The organism is Stenotrophomonas sp. 05N37, from assembly GCF_056397365.1.
Genome location: NZ_JBFTNG010000001.1, coordinates 1,290,568 through 1,304,061 on the forward strand (window position 1 = coordinate 1,290,568; position 13,494 = coordinate 1,304,061).

At 68.7% G+C, this 13,494-nt stretch carries 9 protein-coding genes; 2 read left to right on the forward strand and 7 right to left on the reverse strand.

From position 1 onward, the window contains the following. Positions 1-10: 10 nt before the first annotated feature. Complete coding sequence (eda, locus tag AC1DGC_RS05600) at positions 11-649, reverse strand: bifunctional 4-hydroxy-2-oxoglutarate aldolase/2-dehydro-3-deoxy-phosphogluconate aldolase (protein ID WP_478047383.1); 639 nt, start codon at positions 647-649, stop codon at positions 11-13. Continuing rightward, positions 636-1,652, reverse strand: coding sequence for a sugar kinase (locus tag AC1DGC_RS05605; RefSeq protein ID WP_478047384.1), 1,017 nt, complete (start codon positions 1,650-1,652; stop codon positions 636-638). The genes eda and AC1DGC_RS05605 overlap by 14 nt, the downstream gene beginning before the upstream one ends. 270 nt (positions 1,653-1,922) lie before the next feature. Between AC1DGC_RS05605 and AC1DGC_RS05610 the strand changes: the two genes are divergently transcribed. Beyond that, the gene (locus AC1DGC_RS05610; protein ID WP_259207975.1) at positions 1,923-4,670 is read left to right on the forward strand and encodes a TonB-dependent receptor; all 2,748 of its coding nucleotides are present in this window, start codon (positions 1,923-1,925) and stop codon (positions 4,668-4,670) included. Positions 4,671-4,874: 204 nt separating this feature from the next. After that, the gene (locus AC1DGC_RS05615; RefSeq protein WP_478047385.1) at positions 4,875-8,690 is read left to right on the forward strand and encodes a LamG-like jellyroll fold domain-containing protein; all 3,816 of its coding nucleotides are present in this window, start codon (positions 4,875-4,877) and stop codon (positions 8,688-8,690) included. A gap of 123 nt (positions 8,691-8,813) precedes the next feature. Here AC1DGC_RS05615 and AC1DGC_RS05620 read toward each other — a convergent pair whose 3' ends face one another. The 5 genes from AC1DGC_RS05620 to AC1DGC_RS05640 form a co-directional block, all read right to left on the reverse strand. Continuing rightward, positions 8,814-9,653, reverse strand: coding sequence for a PhzF family phenazine biosynthesis protein (locus tag AC1DGC_RS05620; protein WP_478047386.1), 840 nt, complete (start codon positions 9,651-9,653; stop codon positions 8,814-8,816). 180 nt (positions 9,654-9,833) lie between these two features. Next, complete coding sequence (locus tag AC1DGC_RS05625) at positions 9,834-10,040, reverse strand: hypothetical protein (protein ID WP_478047387.1); 207 nt, start codon at positions 10,038-10,040, stop codon at positions 9,834-9,836. 49 nt (positions 10,041-10,089) lie between these two features. Further along, positions 10,090-10,680 (reverse strand): cysteine dioxygenase family protein, encoded by a 591-nt coding sequence (locus AC1DGC_RS05630; protein WP_478047388.1) that lies wholly within the window; start codon positions 10,678-10,680, stop codon positions 10,090-10,092. A 153-nt stretch (positions 10,681-10,833) separates the two neighbouring features. Next, entirely contained in the window at positions 10,834-12,462 is a 1,629-nt protein-coding gene (locus AC1DGC_RS05635; RefSeq protein ID WP_478047389.1) for a carboxylesterase/lipase family protein, read from the reverse strand. Further along, entirely contained in the window at positions 12,459-13,460 is a 1,002-nt protein-coding gene (locus AC1DGC_RS05640) for an alpha/beta hydrolase (protein ID WP_478047390.1), read from the reverse strand. The genes AC1DGC_RS05635 and AC1DGC_RS05640 overlap by 4 nt, the downstream gene beginning before the upstream one ends. Positions 13,461-13,494: the final 34 nt, after the last annotated feature.

The following is a 13,494-nucleotide window of genomic DNA, read 5'->3' on the forward strand; positions in this document are numbered from 1 at the left end:
GCGCTCCGCCTCAGCCGACCAGGGCGGCCGAATCGCGCGCCAGCTGTTCGATCCCGGCCCAGTCGCGGGCCTGCAGCAGCGCCCGCGTGGTCAGCCAGGAACCGCCCACGCACAGCACGTTGGGCAGGTGCAGGAAATCGCGCGCGGTCTGCGCGCTGATCCCGCCGGTGGGGCAGAACCTCACGTCGCCGAACGGCCCGTTCCAGGCCGAGAGCATCGCGGCACCACCGGCCTGCACGGCCGGGAAGAACTTGAAGGTATCCAGGCCCTGTTCCAGTCCGAGCATCAGTTCGGAGGACGTGGCGACGCCGGGCAGGAACGGCAGGTCGCTATCGCGCGCGGCGGCATACAGCCGCGGGGTCGCGCCCGGGGCCACCGCGAAGCGGCCACCGGCCTGTTTCACCTGTTCCATCTGCGCGGCACTGAGCACGGTGCCGGCGCCGACCACCGCGTCGGGCACGGCGTCCACCATCGCCTTGATCGCCTCCATCGCCACCGGCGTACGCAGGGTCACCTCGATCACCGGCAGCCCGCCGTTGAACAGCGCGCGCGCTACCTCGACGGCATCGTCGACGCTTTCCGGGGTGAACACCGGAATCACCGGGGCCAGTTTCAGGACTGCGCGTACGCGCGGATCAGCGCCGGACATCGAATCGCTCCTCGCCCGTGAGGGCCATGATGTCAGCCTCGCTGACAGGGTTGAAGTCGCCGGGAATGGAGTGCTTCAGGCAGCCCGCGGCCAGGCCGAAGCGCACGATCGCGTCCGGCGCGAAGCCGCGCATCATGCCATGCAGGATGCCGGCGGCGAAGGCATCGCCACCGCCGATGCGGTCGACGATACCGATCATCTCGCGCGTGGGTGCCACCGCACGGGTACCGTCGCGCCCGAGCAGCATCGCCCCGAGCGCATGGTTGTCCACGCTGTGCGGCGTACGCTGGGTGCAGGCCATCCACTGCAGCCGCGGGAAGGCGGCGAACGCCTGCGCCGCCGCCGCATCGACACGCTCGGCGAGCTGCGCCTGCGGGAAGTCCCCGCCGAGGACCACGCCGATGTCGCGGTAGTCGGCGAAGGCCACGTCGGCACAGGCGAACAGGTCGCGCAGGATGCCGGCCGCGTCGCCCTGCCAGCGCGCCCACAGCGATGGGCGGAAGTTGCCGTCGAAGGACACCTTCACCCCGCGCGCGCAGGCCGCGCGCGCCGCGGCGAGCGTGGCCTCGGCCATCGCCGGGTTGAGCGCCGGGCTGACCCCGGACAGGTGCAGCCAGTCGGCGCCGACCAGCAGCGCGTCCCAGTCGTAGTCGGCGGCGCTGCCGCTGGCGAACGCCGAGTCGGCACGGTCGTAGACCACTTCGCTGGCGCGCTGCACCGCGCCGGTGGTGAGGAAGTACAGGCCCATGCGCCCCGGCCGCACCCGCACGTGGCCGGTGTCCACGCCGTGCCGGCGCAGTTCGCCGGCGACGAAGCTGCCCAGCGGGTTGTCCGGCAGCGTGCTGACCATCGCCACCGCGTGCCCCAGGTGCGCCAGCGAGACGCCGACATTGGCCTCCGCACCGCCGGCGTGCACCGCCAGCTGCGCGCTCTGCAGCAGCAGCTCACGGCCGGGCGCGCTCATGCGCAGCAACAATTCTCCAAAACAGACGACACGACTCATGGTGGTGGATCCTTGTGAAGGCCAGGGCCGGTGGAAAGCCGCCCAAGCGGAATGGCTAGCGGTGTCATTCTAGCCTTGCGGCGCCAGCCTTCCACCGGGCGGAATGTCGAAAGCATTGTCCCGCAAGCCTCCAGGGGACATTCAAAATCTGTTGCGCTGCAAGATGCTCCTTCTGGAGCGGGCTGTTAACGTCCGCCCTGACCAGCGGTGTCATTGCACTGACATGTCGCCGGATAGCTGTTTCATGTAGCACCTTGGGAGAGGGAAAACATGCAATCTCGAAACATCCAGAAAAAGACACCGGTTACCTTGCTTGCCCTGTCGATCGGCCTGGCGCTGAGTGGTACCGCGCTGGCCCAGGAAACGCCCACCGACCTGGACACGGTCACGGTCACCGGCTACCGCGCCAGCGTCGAGAAGGCGCTGGACATCAAGCGCGGCGAAGCCGGCGTGGTCGATGCGATTGTCGCCGAAGACATCGGCAAGTTCCCGGACCTGAACCTGGCCGAATCGCTGCAGCGCATCCCCGGCGTGGTCATCACCCGCGAAGCCGGCGAAGGCCGCAACATCTCCGTGCGTGGCCTGGGCCCGGACTTCACCCGCGTGCGCATCAACGGCATGGAAGCGCTGACCACCGTCGGCGCCGGCGACCAGAGCGGCGGTACCAACCGCGGCCGCGGCTTCGACTTCAACGTGTTCGCCTCGGACCTGTTCTCGCAGCTGCTGGTGCGCAAGACCGCCTCGGCCGATGTCGAGGAAGGCTCGCTGGGCGCCACCGTGGACCTGCGCACCGCGCGCCCGTTCGATTACGACGGCTTCACGTTCGCCGCCAGCGGCCAGGCCAGCTACAACGCCATGGCCGAAAAGGCCGACCCGCGCGTGGCCGCACTGATCTCCAACACCTTCGCCGATGGCACCTTCGGCGCGCTGCTGTCGGTGGCCTACTCCGAGCGCCAGGCGCTGGAGGAAGGCTCCAACACCGGCCGCTGGGCCAACGGCCCGAGCAACAACAACTTCAACGCCGCCTCGCCGTTCGCCGCCGCGCGCAGTGCCAACGTCTACCATCCGCGCTTCCCGCGCTACGTGCAGATGGAACACGAGCAGAAGCGCCTGGGCGTCACCGGCACCCTGCAGTGGAAGCCGACCGAATCGACCGAAATCTCGCTGGACACGCTGTACTCCAAGATCGACGCCAAGCGCGACGAGCACTACATCGAGGCGATTTCCTTCAGCCGCGGCACCAGCACCACCCCGCGCTTGGTCGGCAAGCCGGCGATGATCGTCAAGAACGGCGCGATCGAGAACAACGCCCTGGTCTACGGTGAGTTCGACAACGTCGACATCCGCACCGAAAACCGCCATGACGAGTGGAGCACCGAATTCAAGCAGATCGCACTGAACGGCCAGCACCGTTTCGGCGATGACTTCACCTTGTCCGGCAAGGTCGGCATCTCGCGCTCCAAGCACGAGAACCCGATCCAGACCACGATCATCATGGACAAGTACGACGTCGACAATTACAGCTACGACTACCGGGGCAACAGCCGGTTCCCGACGCTGAACTACGGCATCGACCCGACCAATCCGGCGGGCTGGGAACTGGCCGAAATCCGCCTGCGCCCGCAGTACGTGGACAATGACTTCGATACCGGCCAGATCGACTTCAACTGGAACATCAGCCCCGGCTTCCGCCTGAAGGGCGGCATCCTGGCCAAGAACTACACCTTCAAGACGGTCGAGCTGCGCCGCGCCAGCGAGCTGGCCGTGCCCAACTTCCCCAACGGCAGCAAGATCGTGCCGGTGGACATGACCCAGCAGGAAGGCCTGAAGGGCATCACCGGCAGCCCCAACAACTGGGTAGTGCCCAACCTCGACGCGATCGCCGACCAGTTCGACATCTACAGCAACAGCGGCATCTTCGCCGTCGCCCCGCGCGCCAACAACGTGCGCAGCGTGGACGAAGAGGATCGTGGCGGCTACCTGATGGGCGAGTTCTCCACCGAGCTGGGCAGCATCCCGTTCTCGGGCAACGTCGGCGTGCGCTATGTGCGCACGAAGCAGACCGCCACCGGCCTGTCCACGCTGACCACCACCACGGTGTCCACCACCGCCGAGCGCACCTACGACGACACCCTGCCCTCGTTCAACCTGGTGGCGGAAATCACCCCGGACTTCCTGATCCGCCTCGGCGCGGCCAAGGTGATGAGCCGTCCGGGCCTGGGCAACCTGACCCCCGGTTCCACCGTGGCCGTGGCCGGCGCGGCGCGCACCATCGCCACCGGCAACCCGGACCTGGACCCGATCCGCGCGACCAACGTGGACCTCGGCTTCGAGTGGTACTTCGCCGAAGGCGCGATGGCCGGTGTCGGTCTGTTCTACAAGGACATCGAGACCTTCATCCAGACCACCCGCGAAACCCACCCGTACAGCTTCAGCGGCCTGCCCGACGCGCTGCTGATCGGCACCGGCGCCAGCCCGGACAGCGACTTCACCTACACCAAGCCGGTGAACACGCCGGGCGGCGAGCTCAAGGGCGTGGAAGTCAACTACACCCAGCCGTTCACCTTCCTGCCGGGCAAGTGGTCCAACCTGGGCGTGCAGTTGAACTACACCTGGGTCGATTCGCAGATCCAGTACATCAACTCCAGCGGCCAGCCGGTGCTGAAGGCCGATCTCACCGGCCTGTCGCGCAACTCGTGGAACGCCACGCTGTTCTACGAGGGCAAGGTGTTCTCCGGCCGCGTCTCGGCGACCAACCGCGACGACTACCTGACCCAGGTGACGGGTACGGAAGCCGGCTTCAACCTCGACGGCTACCACGGCATGACCGGCACCACCTTCATCGACGCCTCGATCCGCTACGCGATCAACGAGAAGCTGGAGCTGAGCCTGGAAGGCATGAACCTGACCAACGAAGCCAGCGACGAGTGGGTCTACTCGCCGTCCACCGGCCAGCTACCGCTGCAGTACACCGAGACGGGGCGTCAATTCATGCTCGGCGTGCGTTACAAGTTCTGATCCACGCCAGACGGCGGCGGCGTGAGCGATCGCGCCGCCGCTGTTGCGTCGCAAGATGTTGGGGAACGTCGGCTTTGCTAGCGTGCGTTGCGTGCAGGACACGCGGCGGGGAGGCTGCGCGCCCGCACGCAGCGCATTGGCACTGCCGTCGATCCAGCTCCCCGCGCCACCGCCGTAACGTTGAGCTGTCGAAAGGAACCTGCCATGCCGCTGCACGCTGTCCGTTCGCTCCGTCGCACCCGTCTTTCGGCCAGCCTGCTGTGGATGCTGCTGGGAGGCAGCGCCGGGGCCTGGGCACAGCCGGCACCGCAGCTGCTGTTCCACGTCTCGGCCGACAACGGCTTCACCGCCGACACCGCGCAGGGCGATGCGGTCCCCAATTTCCTGGACAAGGTAAAACGCGTGCCCGATGGCGCGCGCGGATCGGCGATCCAGTGGGAAGACGACGGCGTGCTCGCGTGGAACGCGCCCGGCAACATCCAGGCCCAGCGTGGCACGCTCGGCTTCTTCTGGCGCCCGCGCTATGCGGTGGGTGAAGCGCCGTTCGTGATCTTCCGGGTCGGCTACGCCGACCACAGCAGCTGGGACATGGCCTGGCTGCGCATCGACTGGAACGGCCACGGCTTCGACGCGTTCGTCACCGACGCCAACCTCGCGCGCACGCGGGTTTCCTTCGCGCTCGACCATGCCCCCTCGCCGCAGCAGTGGCAGCACATCGCCTTCGGTTGGGACGAGGACCACGGCGTACGCCTGTACGTCGACGGCAAGGAAGTGGCACGCCAGGACACCACTGCCGATTACGACGCCGCGCTCGACCAGTTGGGCCTGGCCGGGCGGGTGATGGCGCCCTACCAGGTGCAGAGCCGCTACAACTTCCTGCGTGGCAGCGACCTGGACGAGATCCGCGTCTACGATCGCCTGCTCGACCCGGCCGGCATGGCTGCGCTGGCACGCAATACGGCACCGATCACGGCCGTGGCCGCGCCCGATCCGATGCGTGCCTGGCGCCATCGCTTCGGCTGGGACAGCGCGGCGCCACCGGCGCTGACCGCACCGACCACGCGCATCCGGAAGGTCGAGTTCGCCGATACCAAGGACCACAAGCAGTGGATGTGGAAGGCCACCGACGGCATCGCCGAGACCACCTGGCCCGGCGTCTACAACCGCTCGCGACTGCCCGGCCGCAACGACTATTTCCAGCTGCCGGACTGGAACACCTACGTCGACGGCGGGAAGCAGCTCGACCTGACCCTGCCGGCGGGCGAGACAGTCAACCGCATCGAAGTGCGCGGCGCTGCGTTCGGCTCGCTCAGCCACAGCGACGACGGCCAACCGCCGACGCCGCTGCTGCAGCGCCGCCAGGGCGTGGTGCGCAGCGTCGATGACATCCCCGCGCAGACCGGCGGCGTACTGCATTTCCGCAATACCGAACAGGAAACCCCGATCCAGGAAATCTGGGCCTACGACGTCGGTGCGGCGGCCGAGCCCGCCGGCACGGTCAAGCAGCGCTATGTCATCGACAGCCAGGCCCTGCCCGACTACCTCAACATCGCCAGCCTGCGGCAGTACATCGACGGGCGCTTCCCGGTGGCCGAACGCAGCACGGTGATGGCCCTGCCCAAGGGCGCCGGTTCGCGCCGCCGCAGCGCAGATACGCTGCCCGCGCAGCCGCTGCCGATCGTGCACGTGCTGATTCCCTCGGGCGTGGGCGACGCGCCGGCTGCCCAGCCGCTGATCCGCAGCTGGGCCTACAGCTGGGAGAACATGCACGACGGGCTGGATGGCGTGGCCATCGACCTGCCCGCCTTGGATCTGCCGGCGACCAACAACGGCCTGATCCCGCTCAACATCCGCATCAAGGACCCGATCTGGCCGGCGCGCGACATGATCGATGTGTCGGTATCGGTCAAGCCGGGCGAAAGGCGCACGCTGTGGCTGGACCTGCGCGACCGCATCCTCACCGCCGACAGCCTGTGGGTGTCCATCGCCTCGGCCGCGCCGGGCTTCAATGCCACCTCGCTGGACGGTGCGGAGATCCGCATGGTCTACAAGGATCGCGAAGCGGCAAAACAGGAACACGTGGCCGACCGCTTCAACCAGGCGCGCGACAACTGGGGCTTCCTGGTCGAAGAGCACACCACGTCCAAGCGCCAGCGCCTGTATGCACGCGTCTACGCCGACCTGACCGATCTGCTGCGGGTCGACCCGGACCACGCACTCGGCCGCCTTTACTGGAACTACATCAGCTACAACAGCCAGGGCAAACCGCCGTTCACCGCGCCGGTAGCACCCAAGGGCGTGCCGCAGTGGGCGTTCGCCCAGACCGAGGACCTGAAGTACGTGCGCCGCTTCGTGGACTGGTGGATCGACAACCGCCAGATCGCCTACGGCGATTTCGGTGGCGGCATCTCCGATGATTCCGACCTCACCCAGCAATGGCCCGGGTTGGCGTTGATGGGCGTGCAGCCGGACCGGCTCAATGCCTCGCTCACCGCGCTGTCCGATGCGGTGTACCGCAATGGCATGTTCAGCAACGGCCTGAGCAGCATCGAGACCGACGAACTGCATGCCTACGAGGAAGGCATCAACACCAACAGCGCCATGCTCTACCTCAACTGGGGCGACCCGCTCACCGTCGAGCGGCTGATGGAGACGGTGAAGGCGTTCGACGAACGCATCATCCTGCCCAACCCGCAGGGCCACCTGCTGTTCTCCAGCAACTGGTACGGCGGCAACAAGGTCTACCGCGAACCCAACTGGCAGTGGCAGAAGCCGTACTCGTTCCCCGCGCTGCATCCGGCGTTCCTGGTCGGCCAGTACAACGCCGATGCCACCAGCCGCAAACTCGTCACCGGGCTGGCCGACAGCTACCTGGCCCACGCCTACACCGACGACAAAGGCCGTTGGACCCTGCCCAACGAGATCAGCTGGGCCACCGGCAAGACCCGTGGCGGCGAGCTCAACAACGGTTCCGGCGGTGGCGATGTCATGCATACCTTCTGGGCCGCGTGGCGCTGGAGCGGCGACGCCAGGTACCTCAAGGCGCTGGACTACCGCGTCGAACGCGGCGGCCCCGGCGCGCTGGCCAACCTGGGCGAGAACTACGTGGAAGTACTGGGCCGTGGCGCGGAATGGAACCCACGCCTGATCGCCGATGCCGACGCCGGCAACACCGGCTTCTCCAGCCTGATGGCGTGGCAGGCCAGTGGCGACAAGAAATACCTCGAAGCCCTGCACGCCGACGGCATCCAGGCCAAGGCGCAGCGCGAGTACATGAATACCGAAGGCCACTGGTGGTCCGACCGGGTCGAAGCGCCGAGCGAGTTCCTGCAGCGCGCGCGGCTCGGCGGTATCGCGCTCAAGCGCAACCAGAGTTGGCCGGGGCACACCGTGAGCTGGCGCTTCGCCCAGCCCGATGCCGCCGAGCAGGTGGCGCTGCTGGTGCACGCGCCGTCGCCGGCGCGCTTCAAGGTGATCGCCTACAACCTCGGCAAGCGTGCGGTGGATGCGGACATGACCGCCTGGAACGTCACGGCGGGGCAGTGGCGGATGACCAGCGGCGTGGATCGCGATGGCGATGACCGCATCGACGGCAAGGCCAGCGTGCGTGAGCTGGCGCTCGAACGCAGCGCGTCCACCACGTTGCGGTTCGTGCCGGGGCAGGCACAGGTGTTCGAGTTCGAACTGGTGCAGGCCGGGCAGCCGGTCGAGCAGCGCCCGGACCTGGGCATCGGCCGCGGCGATGTACGCGTGGACGCCGGCCAGGTGCAGGTAACCGTGCACAGCCTGGGGCATGTGGGCACTGGCGCAGGCGTGGCGCTGCTGGAGGACGGCAACGGCCGCGAACTCGCGCGTGCCGACGTGCCGGCGATGGCCGCGCCCAGCGACCTGTTGCCGAAGACCCATACGCTGAGCCTGCCGTTGCCGTCGGGAAAGCACCGCGGCCTGCGCGTGCGGGTGATGCTGGCCGACGGGGGGGCCGAAGTGACCCAGCGCAACAATGTGGTCGTGCTGGACTGACGCGCGTAGCGGCGCAGCGCAACAACGCAGCAATGCGGCGTACGGTGGGGCTCAGCCCGTTCCCGTGCCGCCGGAGGATACCGGCGGTCGATCGGGGTGCGACCCTGCCGCGCCCAATCCCCGTTACAGCGTGACCGTGCCTGCAATGCAGGTCACGCAGGCCCCGCCGATCCACAGCGCATCGCCCACCCGTTCCACCTGCAACCGCCCGGCACGCCCCAGCACGGTGCCCTGGCTGATCACATAGCGGTCCGGCACCTGCCCTTCCTCGAGCAACCAGCGCGCGATACCCGCATTGAGGCTGCCGGTGGCCGGATCCTCCGGCGCGCCGTCGCCAGCGATGAAGGCGCGGCTCTCGAACTGTGCCGCGTCGCCGTCGCCTGGCTGCCACGGCCCGAACACCCCGACCTTCAGTCCGTCCAGCTGCGTGTAGTCCGGCTGCAGCGCCAGCACCGTGGCGCGGTCACGCAGGCGCAGTGCCAGCCAACCGGTGCCGTTGTCCACCCATCGCGCGTCCACCACGTCCTCCACACGCACGCCGAGACCGGCGCGCACGCGCTCGCGCAACGCCGGGTCCAGCGCCCCGCCGCGCAGCAGTGGCGGCGCCAGGAACGCCAGCCCGGCCTCGCCGTGGCGGATACGCACCAGGCCGATCCCGCACTCCTGCACGATCTCCTGCCCCTTCGGCACCCCGCCCTGCGCCAGCCACGCATGGCAGCTGCCCAGGGTCGGGTGGCCGGCAAACGGCAGTTCCTCCAGCGTGGTGAAGATGCGCACCCGGTAGTCCGCGCGCGGATCGGTGGGCGGCAACACGAAGGTGGTCTCGCTCAGGTTGGTCCAGCGCGCGAACGCCGCCATGCGCGACTCGTCGATACCGGCGGCATCGAGCACGACCGCGAGGGGATTGCCCAGCAGCGGATCGGCGCTGAACACGTTGACCTGTTGGAACGGATGAATGGACATCGGAAACTCCGGAAGCATCACGGGATTATCCACGCCCGCGCCAACGCCAACGCCACGCCACGCCGGGTAGAGCCGAGCCACGCTCGGCTGCTCCTGGCAGAAGACAACCGGTCGAAACGCAGAGAGGGCATGACCCACGCCGCATTGCGCTGCTGCCGAGCATGGCCCGGCACTACCGGATCACGCCGCGTCGGTTTCCATCACCTGCACGCGGCGCGCGTACCCGTCGCCGCCATCGGGCTCGAACACCGCGCTGCGGGTTATTTCGCCAAGCACCGCGGGATGACCCACGCCCACGCCCACACCCACGCCACCCCCGGTAGAGCCGAGCCACGCTCGGCTGCCCTTGGCAGAAGACAACCGGCCCGCACGTGGAGAGCGGCGCATGACCCACGCCGCATTGCGCTGCTGCCGAGCATGGCTCGGCACTACCGGGTCATGCCGCGTCGGTGTCCATCACCTGCACGCGGCGCGCGTACCAGTCGCCCCCGTCGGGCTCGAACACCGCGCTGCGGGTCATTTCGCCCTGGTAGACGTGGACCGAGATCGCCAGGTCGTCCGCGCTGGTATTGCGGATGGTGTGGTACTCGTGCGGCGGGATCAGGCTGCCGGCGCTGCCGCAGTCGCCGAGGATCGCCGGTTGTGCGCGGAAGCGGAAGCGCTCGCCGTCGCGTTCCAGCAGCTGGTACTGGGTGATTTCCAGTTGGCCCAGCCACACCCCTTCCACGCACCACAGGCCGCTGTGGTCGTGCAGTGGCGTGCCCTGCCCCGGCCCCCAGCTCATCGCCACGATGCTGTAGCCGTGCGCCGCGCTGCGGTACAGCTCGCGGCGCGCGTAGTGGTCCTCGATCGGGTGGTGTACGCAGGCCGGCAACTGGATGCGGCTGTCGGCGATCGCCTCCCGCAGCGCATGGCGCAGCGTCGCGGCGATCTGGTGGGCATCATCGTGTTGGACCGCGTGATCGACGGCGGCGATCAATCGATCACGTCCATGAAACGGGGGAAACGGGTCGCGGAAATCTTGCATGCCCCCAGTCTAGGCGATTGCGGTGAACGCGGTGTTTGACGGGAATCACGACAGATCGGGTCAAATCAAGCGCAGCGCCGATCAAAGTCGACGAAAAAGTCCCAAACGTCTATCAAACGACGCGCGTGCCATGACGTATTCACCCCCTGCGCCTCACCCGAACGTACCGCGCTGGATGAAAGGCGCCTGCCGGTACAGTTCGCGCTCGCCACCGCGGGGATCGTTGGCCTGGCGCGGAACCCGGTCGAACAGCATCGTCTCGCGGCGCTCCAGCGAATACCTGTCCCAGCGCGGCAGGCCCGCATGGTGGGGATCGCCGTGCCGCGCGAACGCGATCAACGCCTCGCTCATCGACGCGGCCACCTGCCGGGCGTCATCGCCCCCGCCCGTGCGCGATCCCGGTTGGCCGGTGGTGTCGAACACCAGCGGGATATCCAGCGTGTGGAACGCCCCGAATCGGCCGCCGTCCAGCGGTGAGCCCCAATCCAGCTGGTACGCCCAGGTCGGTGCGCCCTGGCGTGCGCGCGCCTCCAGCTCCTCGACCGCGCCGCGCCAGGAGCGCCCGGCGGTCGTAGCGGCGAAGAACACCTCCGACGGCGTGTAGTGCGGGTACAGGCGCCGGTATTCGGCGATCACGGTCGACGGCAGCAGGTCGGTGTACTGCTCCTTCTCCAGCTTGGCCGGCAGGGTTTCCCAGGTCAGGGCGAAGTTGGCCGGGTCGTTGCCGAGGAAGGCGCGGGTTTCATCGTGGGTGTTGCCGATCACCATCGGGATGCCCGCCGACTGCGCGGCTGCCTCCGGCCAGAACGGATGCACCGGCAGCACTGCGCCATCCAGCACCGGGCCGAGATACAGGCCGGTGTCTTCCACCCGCGACGGATCGCGCGCGCGGGTGGCCGCCAGCAGCGCCTCGGTCGAGAGCGCACGCAGCGCGGCCACATCATTCGCACCCACTGCCTGCATCGCGATCCGTGCGCGTTGGCTGGCCGCACGCGGCCCGGCCGCGGTCACCTGCTGGCCGCTCATGGTCCAAGCGCGCTGGAACAGCCCGCGCGCGGCCGGCATCGCCATCAGCGTGGCGATCTTGGCACCGCCGCCGGACTGGCCGAACACGGTGACGTTGCCGGCATCGCCGCCGAACTCCTGCGCGTGCTGGCGCACCCACTGCAGCGCCTGCACCAGATCGAGCTGGCCGACGTTGCCCGAGCCGGCCAGGGCCGGGTCGCCGAAGGCGCCCAAGTACAGATAGCCGAACACGTTGAGGCGGTGGTTGACCGTCACCACCACCACGTCGCCGCGGCGGCACAGCGCGCTGCCGTCGTACAGCGGATCGCTGCCCGAGCCGTTGTTGTAGGCACCGCCGTGGATATAGAACAGGATCGGCCGCTTGCCGCCGTCGCGCAGCGCCGGCGTCCACACGTTGAGGTACAGGCAGTCTTCGCTGCCCGGGCCATCGCTGCCACCCTGCGGGGCGGACGACCCGTACGCGCTGGCATCGCGCACGCCGCGCCACGGCAGCTCCTGCAGCGCCGGCAGGAAGCGCCGCGCGCGCGTGTCGGCCCCGTAGGGAACACCGCGGAACACGTTCACCCCGTGCTCGGCCTGGCCGCGCAGGCGTCCGCTGCGCACCGTCGCCAGCGGCGCGGCGGCCTGGCGCGGACCGGGCACGGCAGGGGCGGCGGTCGACAGCAGCGGCACGCTGCCAGCGGCGAGCATCGCTGCGTAACGCGCGCTGTCGCGCAGGAAGCGGCGGCGCTGCAGATCGGCGGGCGAATCGATCATGGGCGGGCCTCCGCGACCGGTGCGTACCGTGCCTGCATCCACTGCAGGGCCAGCGTGGGCCACTGCGCGGTGGTGAGTCCGGGTTGGATGCGCACGCCGAAGCCATGCCCGCCCTGCGGGAACAGGTGCATCTCGCTGGCAACACCGGCCCGGGTGAGCGCCTGGTAATAGACCAGGCTGTTGTGCACCGACACCACCTTGTCGTCCTGCGCATGTACCAGGAAGGTGGGCGGCATGTCGGCGCGCACGTGGTCCTGCATCGAGAACTGCGCCACCAAGGCCGCATCCGGATGCTCGCCGAGCAGTCGAGCGCGCGAGCCGCTGTGTGCATGCGGCCCCATGTCGATCACCGGGTACAGCAGCAGGGCCACGTCCGGCCGCGCGCTCTGGCGGTCGACCGCATCGCGCGCCGGGTACGCCGGCAGGTCGAAGCCGGTGCTCAAGCGTGCGGCGACATGGCCGCCGGCGGAGAAGCCGATCACCCCGATGCGGCCTGGATCCAGCTGCCAGCGTTTCGCGCCGTCGCGGATCAGCCGCAGTGCGCGCTGCGCATCGGCGAGCGCGGCCTGGCGATCGCTGCGCCCGGCCGGCAGCCGATACCGCAGCACGAACAGGGTTACCCCGCCGCGCTCGACGAAGGCCGGCACCAGCGCAGTGCCTTCCTTGTCCAGCACGATGCGCTGGTAGCCGCCGCCGGGAATCACCAGCAGGGCGCTGCCGTTGGGGTGCTTGGGCCGGTAGGCGACCAGATAGGGCGCATCCACATCGTCGATGTAGCGGTCCGGCAATGTCGGGTCATCGCTGCGCTCGATGACGTGCGGCGTGCGCGGCGCCCCGGATTCGCCCGGCACCTGCCCGGCCGGCCACAGCGCGATGCGGTCGGCGCTGCCGACGGCGGGTTCGGTGGCCGGCACGCTGCGTTCGGCGGCACGCAGGGGCGACGGAGCGCCTGCCAGCAACAGGCAGGCCAGCAAGGGCAGCAGAACGGCGCGGAACATAGCGGCAGGTGTCCTCGTGATCAGGGGCATCGGG